This window comes from Citrobacter sp. BIDMC107, from assembly GCF_001037575.1.
GTDB classification, from domain to species: Bacteria; Pseudomonadota; Gammaproteobacteria; order Enterobacterales; family Enterobacteriaceae; genus Citrobacter; species Citrobacter freundii.
In genome coordinates this window covers 951,901-969,287 of the sequence record NZ_KQ089848.1, presented here as the reverse complement: position 1 = coordinate 969,287, position 17,387 = coordinate 951,901, and the positions used below count along the sequence as shown (strand labels likewise).

Below are 17,387 nucleotides of genomic sequence, written 5' to 3'. Positions count from 1 at the left end.
TGATCACTCACGGTGATAAGGATGGTTGGTGGTAATGCTCCACGCCCTGTACAGACTCTCCGCAACCAGAACCCGAACAAGAGGGTGAGGAAGGGTTAACGCTGAGAGTGACCAGCTTTGTTCCGCTGCTGCTTTACAGGCAGGAGAAAGACCTTCCGGCCCACCAATCAACAAACTGACGTCACGACCGTCCAGTTTCCAGCGTTCCAGTTCGGTCGCCAGCTGCGGCGTGTCCCAGGGTTTGCCAGGGATATCAAGGGTGACGATGCGGTTTTTGCCTGCTGCAGCCAGCATCTGTTCACCCTCTTTGTCGAGAATGCGTTTAATATCCGCGTTCTTGCCGCGTTTTCCTGCCGGGATTTCGATCAGCTCAAAGGGCATATCTTTCGGAAACCGACGGAGATACTCCGTAAAACCGGTTTGCACCCAGTCAGGCATTTTCGTACCCACAGCGACAAGTTGCAGCTTCACGCATTAACTCCAGAGTTTTTCCAGTTCATACAGGCGACGGCTTTCTTCCTGCATCACGTGGACAATAACATCGCCGAGGTCAACGACGATCCAGTCTGCGACGTTCTCGCCTTCTACGCCGAGCGGCAGCAGACCAGCAGTGCGGGACTCCTGAACAACGTGGTCTGCGATAGACATTACATGACGGCTGGACGTGCCAGTACAGATAATCATGCAATCAGTGATGCTGGATTTGCCCTGAACGTCTAAGGCGATGATGTCTTGACCTTTCAGGTCATCAATTTTGTCGATTACAAAATCCTGAAGTGCTTTACCCTGCAAGTGTTCCCCCTGGGTGAAAATAGTTAAAAACGTCTGTTAGTATACCTGAACCAGAGGCGATATCGGGACAAATGTCTCCGAAAGCGCTTGTGAAGTGCGCTATCATCCCACCCCACGCCGCAGAATGCATCGCCATTTTTGTAAAACAATTTCTGCAAAGCTCTGAAGGGCGGGAAAAGTCAGGTTGCGGAGAATAACAGCCTGTCATGGGGTGTCAATGGGAGAGAAGCCCTTCGGCAGAAAAAACAGTGCTTTCACTCTCCGTCGTGCCATACAGCCCGGCTGTTAAGTACTTTCAGAACCGCAAAATCGTCGCAAAAATCAATCGCGCTCCAGCAACCTTGTTCGACGCGAAAATGCCACATTGCTGCTGCCGGCATGGACAACAAACGGGCGATCAACACGCTCAGTACACCCTGATGGCTCACCACCAGCAGGTTTTGGCACATTTTGTAATCATCGAGTTGAGCAATGAAGCGTTCCACTCGCATGGAAAATGCCTGAAAACCTTCGCCATTAGTGGGCGTCGCGTTCTGCCAGTCGTTACACCACACGGCGTAGTTTTCGGCGTCTTCGCGCGCCAGATCTCGATGGTGGCGCATTTCCCAGTCGCCAAAAAACATCTCATTGAGCTCAGGCATCTTACGCACAGGAATCTCGCGATCGCCTAAGATCAACTGCGTTGTATGGCGAGCGCGCTCCAGCTCGCTGCACAGAACGTTGTCGACAGGCACATTGCGTAACAGCGTACTCAGCGTTTGCGCCTGAGCTATTCCCCGTTCTGTTAGTGGTGTGGGAGCGTGTCCGCTATATAAACCCGCGACGTTGGCTTCGGTTTCGCCATGACGTACCAACCAGAGTCTCATTTTTTCCTCTTGGGGTTATTCGCACAAAACATGATGTTTGCCCTGATTGCGCAGAGATTTTTCACTAAAATACCTTTTTTTACGTGGAGCGGCACGATGTCTTTATTGAAGAGCGCGCATGGTGGTAATACCCGAGAAGCCGCCGAACTGTTGGGCGTCTCGCCTGAGCAATTGCTGGATTTTAGCGCGAATATTAATCCGCTGGGTATGCCAGCAGCTTTAAAACGCGCAATTATCGACAATATGGACTGCGCGGAGCGTTACCCGGATGTCGATTACGCGCAACTGCATGCAGCGCTGGCGGAGCATCATCAGATTCCGGCCTCGTGGATCCTGGCCGGAAACGGTGAGACCGAGTCTATTTTTACCCTGGTAGATGGCCTGAAGCCACGTCACGCGATGATCGTGACGCCTGGGTTTGCTGAATATCGTCGGGCGCTGCAATGGGGAGACTGTACGATCCATGAGTTTGCGCTGCGCGAAGACGATGGCTGGCAGCTTACCGATGCGATCCTCGATGCGTTAACCTCAGAGCTGGACTGCCTGTTTCTCTGCACGCCCAACAACCCCACCGGGTTACTACCGGATAACCGCCTGCTACGTGAGATTGCCTCACGTTGTGAGCGGCTTGGGATCAATCTGATCCTTGATGAAGCGTTTATCGATTTTATTGCCGGGGAGCCGGGGTTTATTCCGCTACTTCGGGATAACCCGCATATTTGGGTGCTGCGCTCGCTCACCAAGTTCTATGCGATACCGGGGCTGCGTCTGGGGTATCTGGTTAACAGTAACGAGCAGGCCGTTGTACAAATGCGCAGCCGACAAATGCCGTGGTCAATTAATGCGTTTGCTGCTCTGGCTGGCGAGATTATTTTACGCGACAGCGCTTATCAGCAGGCGACGTGGAAATGGCTGGAACAAGAGGGTGCGCGGTTTGAGCAACAGCTACAAAACCTGCCTGGCCTGAAGGTGTATCCCGGCCAGGCAAATTATCGTTTATTACGCTGCGATCGCGCGGATATTGATTTGCAACGGATGTTGCTGGAACAGCATGTCTTGATTCGCAGTTGTGCCAATTACCCTGGGTTGGACGCGCGTTATTACCGAGTTGCTGTTCGCAGTCAGGAAGAAAATGACCGCCTGCTGGCGGCATTAAACAACACGCTTAGCGATACAACCCCTGCTGATTGATATAGTCAAGCACTGCGCCTGGCATCAGGTCGTCGCACGGCTCGCCTTTTTCCAGGCGCTCGCGAATGAGCGTGGCGGAGATGTTGAACCACGGCGTTTCGGCCAGGTAGATTTTCCCGCAAGGCAGGTTGTGCAGGTCATCCGGCGAATGAGTCAGGTGATCTTCCAGCCATTGCTGGTGCTTTTCCTGCGTCATTTCGAGAGGATAACCTGGACGTCGGCATACGATGAGATGGGTATTATCCAGAATCGTGTGGTAGTCGTGCCAGGAAGGGAAGGTCAGCAGCGAATCCTGACCAATGATAAACGCTAACGGCACATTCGGGCCTTGTTCCTCGCGCCACTCTTTTAGCGTTTGCGCGGTGTAGGAGGCCGTGTCGCGTTTCAGTTCGCGTTCATCCAGGGAAAACAGCGGTTTATCAGCAATGGCCAGTTCAACCATGCGCTTACGTTGCTCACCGGACGCTTCAGGCTGCGCACGATGCGGCGGCACGTTATTGGGCATGATGATGACCCGGGAAAGACCAATCAGATTCGCCAGAATTTCAACCGGTTTAAGATGACCATAATGCACCGGATCAAAGGTGCCGCCGAACAGAGCTTGCAATGATTTCATATCAACCATCAATAAAAACATCGGCCAGTGATTTATGGCAGAGCAAAAGGGACAGTCCCTCAAGTTCCGCCCACACTGACTGACCATAGTCTTGTTTAAGCGTAATTTCCGTACGCGTTAACAGCGTTACCGCCTGACGCAGCTGTGCCGGGTTCAGCCGGTTTAGCGCATCACCCATCATGCCTCGGCGATTTTGCCACACCCGGTGTTTATCAAACAACGTGCGCAAGGGGGTATTCGCCGACTGCCGTTTTAGGTTGACCAGCAACAGCAATTCACGCTGTATAGTACGCAGCAAAATAACCGGCTCACTGCCTTCCAGACGTAGCTGTTGCAGAATGTGCAGCGCGCGTTTGCTTTTGCCCATCAGCAGCGCATCCACCCAGTGGAACGGGGTAAAGTGCGCCGCATCGTTAACGGCTTTTTCTACGCGAGGCAGCGTTAGTTTGCCATCAGGCCAAAGCAATGCTAACCGTTCCAGTGCTTGCGCCAGTGCTAACAGGTTACCTTCATAGCAATAGCACAACAGCTGATTGGCTGCGTCATCCAGTTGCAGGTTATTGAGTTTAGCCCTCGCGGCGACCCAACGTGGGAGCTGTGCTTGCTCCGGCGTCTGGCAGCTGACCTGCACCGCATTATTGGCAAGTCCGGTATACCATGCGGCGTTTTCCTGCGCTTTAGTCAGCTTGTTACCACGAACAATCAGCAGCAGGTCGTTATGTAGCAGTGTGACGAGTGAAGCGAGCTGTTCGTTAATGGCGGCATTGGGGGCATTTTCAGGCAGTTGCAGGAGCAGGGTTTGACGGTTGGCAAACAGGCTCATCGCCTGGCAGAGTGAAAAAATCTCTCCCCAGTCGGTGCTGTTGTCTAGAGTGAAGGCGTGGTGTTCTTCGAACCCTTGTGTGGCAGCAGCCTGACGGATGGCATCCTGGCTTTCCTGCAATAAGAGGGGATCGTTACCTAAGAGCAAATACGCCGCGCGCAGCCCTTCATTGAGCTGTGCGCGGAGTTGTTCAGGGTACAACTTGAGCATCAGTTACCCAGCGTGGTGGAGACACGCGCCGGAGATGACGCAGGCTCTGCGGCTTTTGTCGCAGCTGGCTTAGCATCATCATCAGCATTGGATGACAGAGTATCAGCCAGATGTATGCTTGGCAGCTTACGAATTAACTGTTCAGCCGCTTTGTCATACATCTCTTTTACGATCATCTCCTGCTCGTTATCCTTCGCCAGTGCAGCCTGTGGGTTGTCAAAGAACGAACGATAAACTTTTGCGCTGATAGGGTAAATATCATGTCCTGGAATCAGCACGGTAGCGCTTACGGACATCACCATCTGGTATTCAGCCGTTTGACCGTTCTGGAATACCGACGCCGTATCCTGCGAAATGCTGACCGCGCCAAGACGTAAAGACGTCACATCTTTACGCATTGTACCGTCTTCAAGCAGAGTCACACCGTTCAGACGCAGCTGGTTACGGACCGCACGGCTTAACGGGCCGTTCGGATCGCCAGAGTTCAGGATCATGGTTTTCATTGAGGGTGGAACCTGCGTAGTACTACGCAGATGCCAGCCACACCCGGCGGTGACAAGCACCGCCAGAGATAACAACAATGTTGTCAGAAGTCGCACGCTTCCTCCCGCGCTTAGCCAACGACCAGATTGAGGAGTTTACCCGGTACATAAATCACTTTACGTACGGTAACGCCATCAAGATATTTTGCCACCAGATGCTCCTGGCCAGCACGTTCACGAACCTGCTCTTCAGTGGCATTTACCGGAACGGTAATTTTGCCACGGACTTTACCGTTCACCTGAACAACAACCAACGTCGAGTCTTCAACCATTGCGGCTTCGTCAGCTACCGGCCACGGCGCATTGTCGATATCGCCTTCGCCTTTCAGCGCCTGCCACATCGTGAAGCAAACGTGTGGGGTGAACGGGTTGAGCATGCGTACAACGGCCAGCAGCGCTTCCTGCATCAGGGCGCGGTCCTGCTCGTCTTCCTGCGGTGCTTTCGCCAGCTTGTTCATCAGCTCCATAATCGCCGCAATTGCGGTGTTAAAGGTCTGACGACGACCAATATCATCGGTCACTTTAGCAATGGTTTTATGCACGTCGCGACGCAACGCTTTTTGGTCTTCGCTCAACACATCAACGTTCAGTTCAGCTACATCACCTTTGGAGGTATGTTCGTAAACCAGCTTCCAGACACGTTTCAGGAAGCGGTTCGCCCCTTCAACGCCGGATTCTTGCCATTCCAGCGTCATATCAGCCGGAGAAGCGAACATCATGAACAGACGTACGGTGTCGGCGCCGTAACGTTCAACCATAACCTGCGGGTCGATACCGTTATTTTTCGACTTGGACATTTTGCTCATGCCGGTATACACCAGTTCATGGCCTTCTGCGTCCTGAGCTTTGACGATACGACCTTTCTCGTCGCGCTCAACGATGGCATCAACCGGAGAAACCCAGTTACGCTCACCGTTTGCACCAACGTAATAGAACGCATCGGCCAGCACCATACCCTGGCACAGCAGCTGTTTAGCCGGTTCGTCAGAGTTGACCATACCCGCATCGCGCATCAGCTTGTGGAAGAAGCGGAAGTAGAGCAGGTGCATGATGGCGTGTTCAATACCACCAATGTAGATATCAACCGGAAGCCAGTAGTTTGCAGCTTCTGGATCCAGCATCCCTTCGTTGTACTGCGGGCAGGTGTAGCGCGCGTAGTACCAGGAGGATTCCATAAAAGTATCGAAAGTGTCGGTTTCGCGCAGTGCAGGCATGCCGTTAACGGTGGTTTTTGCCCACTCCGGATCGGCTTTGATTGGGCTGGTAATACCATCCATAACCACGTCTTCCGGCAGAATAACCGGCAACTGGTCTTCTGGCGTCGGCAGTACGGTACCGTCTTCCAATGTCACCATCGGAATCGGCGCGCCCCAGTAACGCTGACGGGAAACACCCCAGTCACGCAGACGGTAGTTCACTTTACGCTCACCCACGCCAAGAGACACCAGCTTGTCAGCAATGGCATTGAAGGCTGCTTCGAAGTCGAGGCCGTCAAACTCACCGGAGTTAAACAGCACCCCTTTTTCGGTCAGAGCTTGTTCGGACAGATCCGGCTCTGCGCCTTCAGCGGTCAGAATTACTGGCTTGATGGTCAGGCCATATTTAGTCGCAAACTCGTAATCGCGCTGATCGTGGCCCGGAACGGCCATGACTGCGCCCGTACCGTATTCCATCAGGACGAAGTTTGCTGCCCAAACCGGGATCTCTTCGCCAGTCAGCGGGTGAACGGCTTTAAAGCCCGTGTCGACGCCTTTCTTCTCCATGGTTGCCATTTCGGCTTCAGCAACCTTGGTGTTGCGGCATTCGTCAATGAAGGCGGCTAGTTCCGGGTTATTTGCAGCGGCTTTCTGCGCCAGCGGGTGACCTGCGGCAACGGCCAGATAGGTCGCACCCATAAAGGTGTCCGGACGGGTTGTGTAAACGGTCAGCGTGTTGTCGTAATCGTTCACATCGAAGGTGATTTCTACGCCTTCAGAACGGCCAATCCAGTTGCGCTGCATCGTTTTCACGGTGTCAGGCCAGTGATCCAGGTTATCCAGGTCACGCAGCAGTTCGTCAGCGTAAGCGGTAATTTTGATGAACCACTGCGGGATCTCTTTACGCTCGACTTTGGTATCACAACGCCAGCAGCATCCGTCGATAACCTGTTCGTTCGCCAGTACGGTCTGGTCATTCGGGCACCAGTTGACCGCAGACGTTTTCTTGTACACCAGGCCTTTTTTGTACAGTTCGGTGAAGAATTTCTGTTCCCAACGGTAATATTCCGGGGTGCAGGTCGCCAGCTCACGGCTCCAGTCGTAACCGAAACCCAGCATTTTGAGCTGGTTTTTCATGTATGCGATGTTGTCGTACGTCCACGGTGCCGGCGCGGTGTTGTTTTTAACCGCAGCACCTTCTGCTGGCAGACCGAACGCATCCCAGCCAATTGGCTGCAGTACGTTTTTGCCCAGCATGCGCTGGTAGCGGGCGATCACGTCACCGATGGTGTAGTTACGTACGTGGCCCATGTGTAGTCGACCAGAAGGATAGGGAAGCATAGACAGGCAGTAATACTTCTCTTTGCTCTCGTCTTCGGTAACTTCAAATGTGCGCTTCTCATCCCAGTGAAGCTGTACTTTGGATTCTATCTCTTCCGGGCGGTATTGCTCTTGCATGGCAGCCAGTGGTCCTGTTTTCAATACAGCTACAAACGTAGCTCTAGATGTGGTGTTTCAGATCCGCATAGCATAGCCCAAACGCCCGCGCCAAAACAGCCTTTCGCGCATTCAGCGTTGAATTCCCGCAAGGATAATTCTTGCACGAATTTACACACTCTGTGGACAGTCTTGCAAAGCGTAGTGTAAATAACGTCTATTATTATAGACAGTTAACGACCCAGGAGGCGAAGCGATGAACAAGGTTGCTCAATATTACCGTGAACTGGTAGCTTCACTGAGCGAACGTCTGCGTAATGGCGAACGCGATATCGATGCGTTGGTGGAGCAGGCGCGTCAACGAGTTATGCAGACCGGGGAGTTAACGCGAACCGAGGTGGAAGAGCTCACTCGGGCCGTCAGACGTGACCTGGAAGAGTTTGCTCTGAGCTATGAAGAAAGTCTCGATGAGGAGACAGACAGCGTCTTTATGCGGGTTATCAAGGAGAGTATCTGGCAGGAACTGGCCGATATTACCGATAAAACGCAGCTCGAATGGCGCGAAGTGTTCCAGGACCTCAGTCATCACGGTGTTTATCACAGCGGCGAGGTGGTCGGATTAGGTAATCTGGTCTGCGAGAAGTGCCACTTCCATTTAGCGGTTTACACCCCGGATGTGCTGCCGCTGTGTCCGAAATGCGGACACGATCAGTTTCAGCGCCGACCGTTTGAACCGTAATTGCTTATTGCCGGATGGCGACGCAAAGCGTCTTCTCCGGCCTACAAATTGCACGATTTTGTAGGCCGGATAAGCGTTAGCGCCATCCGGCGTGTATTATGCGTAAAACTTCAGCCGTTCTGCCAGCAAATCGACAAACCCCTGGCGATCAACATCTACCATCACGGTGGCGTTTGGCTTATTGCCGCTCAGGAAGTAGTAGTCCACCACGGTCATTCCCTGGGTATATTTCCCCTGAGTTTCCACGCCAACCCAGCGTTCAACGGTGGTAAACAGTTCAGGTTTCAGCAGCCAGGCAATGGTACATGGGTCATGCAGCGGTGCGCCGATGAATCCCCATTTTTCGTCTTTGTGATATTCAAAGAAGAAATCGAGTAGTTCAGCAACGATCGTTGAAACAGGATTGCCAATAGCGCGGAACCGTTCGGTATCTTCACGATGTATTTGCGCTTTATGCGTCACGTCCAGACCAGCCATCACCACCCGAATACCCGACTGGAATACGATCTCCGCGGCTTCGGGATCCACAAAGATGTTGAACTCGGCGGCGGGTGTCCAGTTTCCGAGGCCCATTGCACCACCCATAATCACGATACGGTCGATTTTGGCGTGCAGCTCAGGATGGCTATTCAGTAGCAATGCCACGTTAGTTTGCGGGCCGGTGGAGACAATCGTCATCGGTTCTGGGCTTTCACGCAGGGTTTTCGCCATCAGTTCCACAGCGGTACAGTCTTGTGGAGCAAAAGTGGGTTCCGGCAGCGCCGGACCATCCAGCCCACTCTCGCCATGGACGTTATCGGCGATAATCAGATCGCGCATCAGTGGTTTCACAGCGCCACCGGCGACGGGAATATCCGTACGCTTGAGCAACGTCAGCATGCGCAATACGTTACGCAGCGTTTTGTCGGGAGTCTGATTCCCGGCTGACGAGGTTATCGCTTTCACATCCAGTTCAGGTGAGGCGAGGGCGAGTACAATTGCGATAGCGTCGTCATGACCTGGATCGCAATCAAACAGGATCGGAAGTGCCATTGTTGCTCCTTGTAAGTGGGACTTTGTGACAAGGTTAACGCTGGGCTGTATGTGTTTCGAGAGGCGAAGGGATAAAGCGTGAGGTGGCGCGCACATGGAGATGCGCGCCAGCAAGATTAGTGCAGGATTTTCGCGAGGAAGTCTTTGGCGCGGTCCGATTTCGGATTAGCGAAGAACTCTTCTTTCGGTGAGTCTTCAACAATTTTCCCTTCATCCATGAAGATCACCCGGTTCGCTACTTTACGCGCAAAGCCCATTTCATGGGTCACCACCATCATGGTCATCCCTTCATTGGCCAGTTCAACCATAACGTCCAGTACTTCGTTGATCATTTCAGGATCAAGCGCCGATGTCGGTTCGTCAAACAGCATGGCGATAGGATCCATACATAGTGCCCGGGCGATAGCGACACGCTGTTGCTGGCCCCCGGAGAGTTGGGCCGGGAACTTCTCGGCATGTGCCGACAGGCCAACGCGTTCCAGTAACTTTTGCGCTTTGTCGCGGGCCGGCTTTTTATCGCGCTTAAGCACTTTTACCTGCGCCAGAGTCAGGTTCTCAATGATCGACAGATGTGGGAACAGTTCAAAGTGCTGGAACACCATACCAACACGAGAGCGCAGTTTGGCCAGATCGGTTTTTTTATCATTCACCACGGTACCATCAACGGTAATGACGCCCTGTTGTACCGGCTCCAACCCGTTCACCGTTTTGATAAGCGTTGATTTACCTGAACCTGACGGGCCGCAGACCACCACCACTTCACCTTTTTTCACTTCCGTGGAGCAGTCGGTCAGCACCTGAAAGTGACCATACCATTTAGAAACATTTTTCAGGGTAATCATTAAACTGTCCTTTTCTTCAAATAGCTGACCAACAACGATGCGCTCAGACTGAATACAAAATAAACGGCGCCAGCAAACAGGATCATTTCAACCTGTGTGCCGTCACGCTCGCCAATGGTGGAGGCGGTACGGAAGAAGTCTGCCAGACTCAATACATAGACCAGCGAGGTATCCTGGAACAGTACGATGCCCTGGGTCAGCAGCAGTGGTACCATCGCGCGGAATGCCTGTGGCAGAATGATCAGCTTCATCGACTGCCAGTGTGTCATCCCCAGCGCCAGCGCGGCGCTGGATTGCCCACGAGAAATACTCTGGATACCGGCACGGATAATCTCGGAATAGTACGCAGCTTCAAACATCGAAAATGCGACCATCGCTGAGATCAGGCGAATATCGGTTTTAGGCGACAGACCCAGTACGTTTTGCAAAAAGCCGGGCACAATCAGGTAGAACCACAGCAGCACCATGACCAGCGGAATAGAACGAAATACGTTGACGTAGCCTTTCGCAAACCAGGCAATCGGTGCGAAGCTGGACAGACGCATTACTGCAAGGATGGTTCCCCAGACAATACCAATGACGACCGCCGTAACGGTGATTTTCAGGGTGATGATCAGCCCGTCCAGCAGATACGGCAGGGAAGGGACGATAGAACTCCAGTCAAATTCGTACATTATTTGCCTCCCAAATTGCCAGGCAGGCGGATTTTGCGTTCGACGAGATTCATCACCAGCATGATGACGGCGTTAATCAGGACGTAGGCCAGCGTGATGGCGGTAAACGACTCCCATGCGTGGGCGGAGTAATCCAATAGTTTTCCCGCCTGCGCCGCCATATCGACCAGGCCGATGGTAGAGGCGATCGCGGAGTTCTTCACCAGGTTCATCATCTCTGAGGTCATTGGCGGAACAATCACGCGGTATGCGTTTGGCAGCAGCACATAGCGGTAGGCCTGCGGCAAAGTCAGCCCCATCGCCAGCGCGGCGTTTTTCTGCCCGCGAGGCAGGGACTGAATCGCTGCGCGAACCTGCTCACAGACGCGCGCGGCGGTAAACAGCCCCAGACAAAGCATGGATGAGAGGAAGAACTGAATGTTGGGATCCAGTTCCGACTTGAACCACATGCCAATGTTTTCCGGCAGCAGTTCAGGAATGACCAGATACCAGGTAAAGAACTGAACGATGAGCGGAACGTTACGAAACAGCTCAACGTATAGCGTGCCGATCCCGGAAAGGAAACGATTTGGGACGGTACGTAAGATGCCGAATAAAGAGCCTATGAGGAAAGCGATAATCCAGGCGGTGATAGATAACGCGACCGTGACCTGGAAACCACTCCAGAGCCAGCCGAGATAGGTGGTGTTGCCGAACGGGGCCTGTTGTAAAAAAATACCCCAGTTCCAGTCTATAGACATAAATCTACTCCAGAAAAAAAAGGGTAGCAGCGCTACCCTCGAAGATTGTTATTCGGCGTTTTGCGGTTTTCAGGCCTGATGGGGAACGACCATCAGGCTTATAGTCTGTCCGTGCCGAGTAGCAATCGAGAGGGAGGGGAAGCCTCCCATTTATTTTAGTTAGTTAAGCGCTTTATCATTCGGTTCTTTGAACAGGGCTTTCATCTCATCTGACAGTTCGAAATTCATGTTCAGGTTCTTCGGTGGAATTGGATTTTTAAACCACTTATCAAACCATTTCTCAGCTTCGCCTGAGGTCTGCGCCTTGGCGATAGTGTCATCCATCAGCTTTTTGAACTCAGGGTCATCTTTGCGCAGCATGCAGCCGTAAGCTTCCTGAGACTGTGGCTTGCCAACGATCTCCCAGTTGTCTGGTTTCTTCGCTTTCGCGCGTTCGCCAGCCAGCAGGGCGTCATCCATCATAAAGGCAACGGCGCGACCGCTTTCCAGAGTACGGAAAGAGTCACCGTGGTCTTTCGCGCTGATAATGCGCATGTCCATTTTTTGTTCTTCGTTCAGCTTGTGCAGCAGCACTTCTGAGGTGGTACCTGAAGTCACGACCACGGCTTTGCCTTTCAGGTCAGCGAAATCTTTGACGTCGCCGCCTTTTTTCGCCAGCAGACGGGTACCGACAACGAAAATGGTGTCAGAGAAGGCTGCTTGTTTCTGACGCTCGACGTTGTTGGTGGTGGATCCACATTCAAAGTCGAAGGTGCCGTTTTGCAGCAGCGGGATACGGTTTTGTGAAGTAATCGGGATCAGTTTTACCTGCAGATCGGGCTTGTTCAGCTTTTTCTTCACCGCTTCAACGATCGCGTTGGAGTAATCCTGTGAATAACCGACCACTTTTTGCTGATTATCGTAGTAAGAAAACGGTACCGATGATTCACGGTGACCGACCACGATCACGCCATTTTTGGCGATCTTATCCAGCGTGCTGCCTGCCGCGGGTGCTGCGTCTTCTGCGTGCGCCAGACCGGCGGACATTCCCATGACCAGCATGGCAGTGGCGAGCTTACGTAATTGCATATCCAACTCCTTTATCGTCTGCGCCAGGGACGCATTGATACCCATTGTGATGTTGTTATTGTTTGCTACTAAAACGTGCAGTCTTGTATGTGTTTGTTAACATTTAGTTTGGATGAATGTAAAGAATTTGCTGTGTTATTGTTTATTTTTGCGAAGTGCGCCGCACCATTTGGGGGCAAAAATATCTTGTTGCACTTTTCAGGTGCTACCGGCGCTCAACTTTGGTGCGACCAGGTTGCACATTCAGCCAAAACAGCGTTTGCCTTGTAGAACAAAGCAATAGACGTGCCAGAATGGTCTTTTGGAGGGGAGTTGGCCTGATAAGCGTAGCGCCATCAGGCAAGATGCTGCACAACTGCCGGATGGCGGCGTACCGCCTTATCCGGCATGAAGTTGATGGGGCACTGTTTTATTTGCGACGTTGGCGCAGGCTCATTACCACCGCACCAAAGCCAAACAGTGCGGTCAGCAGCCAGAGCGGCCAGTTACCGGTACGGGCATAAGGGGTCAGGCCAGTGGTTGGCGTCACGCTGGTGGTCAGAACCTGACGGGTAAACTGCGGGATCATCGCCTGAATCTCACCCTGGGGACCAATCACCGCCGTAATACCATTGTTGGTGCTACGCAACAGGGGGCGCGCCAGCTCAAGGGAACGCATCCGCGCCATCTGGAAGTGCTGCCACGGTCCAATGGACTTACCAAACCAGGCATCGTTGGAGATAGTCAGCAGGTAGTCCGTATCCGGACGGAAGTTATCCCGAACCTGTTCGCCAAGAATGATTTCGTAGCAAATGGCAGCCGTCAGCTTAAAGCCGTGCGCATGCAGCTGCGGCTGCACATAAGGCCCACGGCTGAACGATGACATTGGCAGGTCAAAGAACGGCGCCAGCGGGCGCAGGATTGATTCCAGCGGGACAAACTCGCCAAACGGTACCAGATGGTTTTTGTTGTAGCGGTTGCTGGAGTCGTAGCTGTATGGACTATCTTTACCCAGTGTGATGATGGTGTTGTAGGTGTCGTAACGATTCTGCTTGTTCAGACGCGCGTCCACGATACCGGTAATCAGTGTGCTGTTTTTCGATTTCAGCAGGTCATCCATCATGCTCAGAAAACGCTGCTGGTTAATTTCCAGATCCGGAATAGCGGATTCTGGCCAGATGATTAGCTGTGATTTGCCCATCTCGGGTTGGGTGGCGTCGAGATAAATCTTCAGGGTGTTGAGTAACTGACCTTCATCCCATTTAAGCGACTGCGGAATGTCGCCCTGCACCATCGAGACCTGGGTGGTTTTTTCCGGCTCAAGCGTGTACCACTGGATATAGCGCAGTGGAAAAGGCAGAGCAAAGAGCACGAGTGCGGCAACCAGCGGCTTCCAGTTACGTGTCACCAGCGCTAGCGCCAACAGGCCGCTAACCATCATCAGCAGGAAGTTAATCGCCTCAACGCCCATTACCGGCGCCAGCCCCTTTAACGGACCGTCGATCTGGCTATAACCGAACTGCAACCACGGGAAGCCGGTCAGTACCCAACCGCGCAGGAATTCCGTGATTTGCCAGACTACCGGCGCGGCAATTGCCACCCGTAGCCAGGTGGTTTTCGGCCACAAGCGCGCCAACACGCCGGCAAACAGACCGGTGTAGAGGGAAAGGTATGCGGCAAGCAGAACCACGAGGAAAATGTTAACCGGGCCGGGCATACCGCCAAACTGCGCGATACTGACGTAAACCCAGTTGATGCCTGAGCCAAACAGTCCCAGTCCCCAGAAGTAGCCGATAGCGGCAGACTGGAGCGGACGGCGGTTGAAGGTGAGAGCCTGCAGGCCCATCAGCGAAACAATCGCAGCGGGCCAGATGTCATACGGTGAGAAAGCCAGTGTCCCGCAGGCACCGAATAACAACGCCAGCAGCAGGCGAATGCGCTGGCGTTCAATTAATGGGGCAAATGCCATGTAGTCTTAGATCCAGTTTCGGGTTTATTCGTCCAGTTTTGGCTGGGGTGAGTCGTCCGGAATTCTGACATGAACCTGAATAATACGGCGGCTGTCGGCCATTGCCACTTTAAACTGGTAACCATCAATGTCGATAGTTTCCCCACGCGCGGGCAGATGACCAAAGGCCTGCATGACCAGCCCGCCAATGGTATCGACTTCTTCGTCGCTAAAGTGGGTCCCGAAAGCTTCGTTGAAGTCTTCAATCGATGCCAGCGCGCGAATAGTCCAGGTGTGGCGACTGAGCTGACGGAAATCAATATCGTCTTCTTCGTCGTACTCATCTTCAATTTCACCGACAATCAGTTCAAGGATGTCCTCAATGGTCACCAGACCTGAGACACCGCCAAACTCGTCGATGACGATAGCCATATGATAACGCTGGGAGCGGAACTCTTTCAGCATGCGGTCAACCCGCTTGCTTTCAGGTACGACAACCGCCTGGCGTAACACTTTCTCCATGCTGAAGGCTTCGGCATCGCTGCGCATAAACGGCAGCAAATCTTTGGCCATCAGAATCCCTTCAATGTGATCCTTGTCTTCGCTAATCACCGGGAAACGCGAGTGAGCAGACTCGATAATGACATCGAGACATTCATCCAGGGTCTGGTTGCGTTTCAGGGTAATCATCTGAGAGCGAGGGATCATGATGTCGCGCACGCGTTGGTCCGCAATATCCATTACCCCTTCGAGCATATCGCGCGTATCTTCATCGATAAGGTCGTTTTGCCCGGAATCACGGATCAGCTCCAACAGTTCGTCGCGGTTTTTCGGTTCACCGTGGAAAAGTTGGCTCAGTAACAGGGAAAAAAATCCCTTTTTGCTGTTTAAGGTGTCACTACTGTGTGAATTGTCGTCGCTCATGGCGTCGTATGGGTTCTCATGTTAGTTAATACAAAGCGCGTCATGCGTATACTCAGCTGTTGACGGCATGTTTTGCCTGATGCGCAACGCTTATCAGGCCTACGAAAGGCATGAATGTAGGCCGGATAAGGCTCAAGCGGCGCCATCCGGCAAGCTACTATTCTGCAATCTTCTCGGCAATGTACGGATCCTCATAGCCCAGAGCAAGCATAATCTCTGTTTCGAGGGATTCCATTTCTTCCGCTTCATCGTCTTCAATATGGTCGTAGCCGAGTAAATGCAAGCTTCCGTGCACCACCATGTGCGCCCAGTGGGCCTCAAGCGGCTTACCTTGTTCCTGCGCTTCTTTCTCGACGACCTGACGGCAGATGATCAAATCACCCAGCAGCGGCATCTCAATGCCCGGCGGGGCTTCAAACGGGAAAGAGAGCACGTTGGTGGATTTATCTTTCCCGCGATAGGTCAGGTTGAGCTCATGGCTTTCCGCGTCATCGACCAGACGAATGGTTACTTCAGACTCTTCCTGAAACTGCGGGAGCACCGCATCCAGCCACCCCTGAAACTGACTTTCTGTGGGTAAACCGGATTCGTCTTCACATGCCAGCTGTAAATCGAGAATAACCTGACTCATTTTTGTTCCTGCTCCTGAGCTTCGCGCTTGCGTTCTGCAGCCTGCTCGGCTTTACGTTTCTGTTCTGCTTCTTCCCAGGCTTCATACGCCGTGACGATACGAGCCACCACCGGATGGCGAACCACGTCTTCGCTATGGAAGAAATTAAAACTAATCTCGTCGACCTCAGCCAGCACTTCAATGGCATGACGCAGACCGGACTTGGTGCTACGCGGCAGGTCAATCTGGGTGATATCGCCGGTGATAACCGCTTTGGAGTTAAAGCCGATACGGGTCAGGAACATTTTCATCTGTTCGATGGTGGTGTTCTGGCTCTCATCAAGAATGATGAACGCATCGTTGAGTGTACGTCCGCGCATATAGGCCAGCGGTGCAACTTCAATGACGTTACGTTCAATCAGCTTTTCAACCTTCTCAAAACCGAGCATTTCGAACAGCGCGTCATACAGCGGTCGTAAATAGGGATCGACTTTCTGGCTGAGATCCCCCGGCAGGAATCCCAGTTTTTCGCCCGCTTCCACTGCCGGACGGGTCAGCAGAATACGACGGATCTCCTGACGCTCAAGCGCATCAACCGCAGCGGCAACAGCGAGATACGTTTTACCCGTACCCGCAGGGCCAACGCCGAAGGTGATGTCGTGATCGAGGATATTCGCAATGTACTGTGCCTGGTTCGGCGTACGCGGCTTAATTACCCCGCGCTTGGTTTTGATGTTCACCGCTTTGCCAAATTCAGGCACGCTGTCTGCGCTTTGCTCAAGCACACGCGCTTCTTTGATCGCCAGATGAATTTGTTCAGGCTCGATGTCCTGCGTCTGACCGCGCATTGGGGCGGTATCGACGTACAGACTACGTAAAATATCTGCCGCAGCGGTGACGCAAATTGGGCGGCCGGTCAGTTTAAAGTGGTTATCACGGCGGTTAATTTCGATGCCGAGGCGACGTTCCAGCTGTTTGATGTTGTCATCAAATGGGCCGCAAAGGCTCAACAGGCGGGCGTTGTCTGCGGGTTCAAGGGTGATTTCGCGAGTGTCTATGTTCAAACTGTTCCTCTTATGCATGTCTCGCCGGACGCTGAACATTTACCGGCATCTAAGGAAATTATTCACGCCATGGGGGAAAGGCGCAAGCATTGCA

The 17,387-nt window shown here is 52.9% G+C and carries 18 protein-coding genes; 2 read left to right on the top strand and 16 right to left on the bottom strand.

Annotation, left to right across the window (positions count from 1 at the left end):
* Positions 1 to 3: 3 nt before the first annotated feature.
* The 3 genes from rlmH to SK39_RS04655 all read right to left on the bottom strand — a co-directional run bounded on the left by rlmH (position 4) and on the right by SK39_RS04655 (position 1,658).
* Positions 4 to 471, bottom strand: a complete 468-nt coding sequence (gene rlmH, locus SK39_RS04665) for a 23S rRNA (pseudouridine(1915)-N(3))-methyltransferase RlmH (protein WP_003022725.1) — start codon at positions 469 to 471, stop codon at positions 4 to 6.
* A gap of 3 nt (positions 472 to 474) precedes the next feature.
* Entirely contained in the window at positions 475 to 792 is a 318-nt protein-coding gene (gene rsfS / locus SK39_RS04660) for a ribosome silencing factor (protein WP_003022728.1), read from the bottom strand.
* Between the two features lie 254 nt (positions 793 to 1,046).
* Positions 1,047 to 1,658, bottom strand: coding sequence for an adenosylcobalamin/alpha-ribazole phosphatase (locus SK39_RS04655; RefSeq protein WP_046669861.1), 612 nt, complete (start codon positions 1,656 to 1,658; stop codon positions 1,047 to 1,049).
* A 96-nt stretch (positions 1,659 to 1,754) separates the two neighbouring features.
* Between SK39_RS04655 and cobD the strand changes: the two genes are divergently transcribed.
* On the top strand, positions 1,755 to 2,849 hold the full coding sequence (gene cobD, locus SK39_RS04650; RefSeq protein ID WP_048216706.1) for a threonine-phosphate decarboxylase CobD: 1,095 nt from the start codon (positions 1,755 to 1,757) through the stop codon (positions 2,847 to 2,849).
* On the opposite strand, the gene nadD is transcribed toward cobD, so the two are convergent.
* The 4 genes from nadD to leuS are packed head-to-tail and all read right to left on the bottom strand — an operon-like array spanning position 2,824 to position 7,694.
* Positions 2,824 to 3,465 carry a nicotinate-nucleotide adenylyltransferase gene (gene nadD, locus SK39_RS04645; RefSeq protein ID WP_003022738.1) on the bottom strand — a complete coding sequence of 214 codons (642 nt, stop codon included), beginning with the start codon at positions 3,463 to 3,465 and terminating at the stop codon, positions 2,824 to 2,826. The genes cobD and nadD overlap by 26 nt on opposite strands.
* A gap of 1 nt (position 3,466) precedes the next feature.
* Entirely contained in the window at positions 3,467 to 4,498 is a 1,032-nt protein-coding gene (gene holA / locus SK39_RS04640) for a DNA polymerase III subunit delta (RefSeq protein WP_048216705.1), read from the bottom strand.
* Positions 4,498 to 5,097, bottom strand: a complete 600-nt coding sequence (gene lptE / locus SK39_RS04635; protein ID WP_016149780.1) for an LPS assembly lipoprotein LptE — start codon at positions 5,095 to 5,097, stop codon at positions 4,498 to 4,500. Before lptE ends, holA begins: the two co-directional genes overlap by 1 nt.
* A 14-nt stretch (positions 5,098 to 5,111) precedes the next feature.
* Positions 5,112 to 7,694 carry a leucine--tRNA ligase gene (leuS, locus tag SK39_RS04630; protein ID WP_016149781.1) on the bottom strand — a complete coding sequence of 861 codons (2,583 nt, stop codon included), beginning with the start codon at positions 7,692 to 7,694 and terminating at the stop codon, positions 5,112 to 5,114.
* Positions 7,695 to 7,929: 235 nt separating this feature from the next.
* Here leuS and SK39_RS04625 point away from each other — a divergent pair, with 235 nt between their 5' ends.
* A complete protein-coding gene (locus SK39_RS04625) occupies positions 7,930 to 8,412 on the top strand; it encodes a zinc ribbon-containing protein (protein ID WP_003022748.1) in 483 nt (160 codons plus the stop codon).
* 96 nt (positions 8,413 to 8,508) lie between these two features.
* Here the strand turns inward: SK39_RS04625 and rihA are convergent, their stop codons facing one another.
* The 9 genes from rihA to SK39_RS04580 form a co-directional block, all read right to left on the bottom strand.
* Positions 8,509 to 9,444 (bottom strand): pyrimidine-specific ribonucleoside hydrolase RihA, encoded by a 936-nt coding sequence (gene rihA, locus SK39_RS04620; protein ID WP_016149782.1) that lies wholly within the window; start codon positions 9,442 to 9,444, stop codon positions 8,509 to 8,511.
* 116 nt (positions 9,445 to 9,560) lie between these two features.
* On the bottom strand, positions 9,561 to 10,286 hold the full coding sequence (gene gltL / locus SK39_RS04615) for a glutamate/aspartate ABC transporter ATP-binding protein GltL (RefSeq protein ID WP_003022754.1): 726 nt from the start codon (positions 10,284 to 10,286) through the stop codon (positions 9,561 to 9,563).
* Positions 10,286 to 10,960, bottom strand: a complete 675-nt coding sequence (gene gltK, locus SK39_RS04610) for a glutamate/aspartate ABC transporter permease GltK (protein ID WP_003022757.1) — start codon at positions 10,958 to 10,960, stop codon at positions 10,286 to 10,288. The genes gltL and gltK overlap by 1 nt, the downstream gene beginning before the upstream one ends.
* Complete coding sequence (gene gltJ / locus SK39_RS04605) at positions 10,960 to 11,700, bottom strand: glutamate/aspartate ABC transporter permease GltJ (protein ID WP_003022759.1); 741 nt, start codon at positions 11,698 to 11,700, stop codon at positions 10,960 to 10,962. Before gltJ ends, gltK begins: the two co-directional genes overlap by 1 nt.
* A gap of 159 nt (positions 11,701 to 11,859) precedes the next feature.
* Complete coding sequence (gene gltI / locus SK39_RS04600) at positions 11,860 to 12,768, bottom strand: glutamate/aspartate ABC transporter substrate-binding protein GltI (RefSeq protein WP_003022762.1); 909 nt, start codon at positions 12,766 to 12,768, stop codon at positions 11,860 to 11,862.
* Between the two features lie 409 nt (positions 12,769 to 13,177).
* Entirely contained in the window at positions 13,178 to 14,716 is a 1,539-nt protein-coding gene (gene lnt / locus SK39_RS04595) for an apolipoprotein N-acyltransferase (RefSeq protein ID WP_003847385.1), read from the bottom strand.
* Between the two features lie 24 nt (positions 14,717 to 14,740).
* Complete coding sequence (gene corC / locus SK39_RS04590; RefSeq protein ID WP_003847383.1) at positions 14,741 to 15,619, bottom strand: CNNM family magnesium/cobalt transport protein CorC; 879 nt, start codon at positions 15,617 to 15,619, stop codon at positions 14,741 to 14,743.
* A gap of 157 nt (positions 15,620 to 15,776) precedes the next feature.
* Positions 15,777 to 16,250 carry an rRNA maturation RNase YbeY gene (gene ybeY / locus SK39_RS04585; RefSeq protein ID WP_048216704.1) on the bottom strand — a complete coding sequence of 158 codons (474 nt, stop codon included), beginning with the start codon at positions 16,248 to 16,250 and terminating at the stop codon, positions 15,777 to 15,779.
* Positions 16,247 to 17,293, bottom strand: a complete 1,047-nt coding sequence (locus SK39_RS04580; RefSeq protein WP_003022776.1) for a PhoH family protein — start codon at positions 17,291 to 17,293, stop codon at positions 16,247 to 16,249. Before SK39_RS04580 ends, ybeY begins: the two co-directional genes overlap by 4 nt.
* Positions 17,294 to 17,387: the final 94 nt, after the last annotated feature.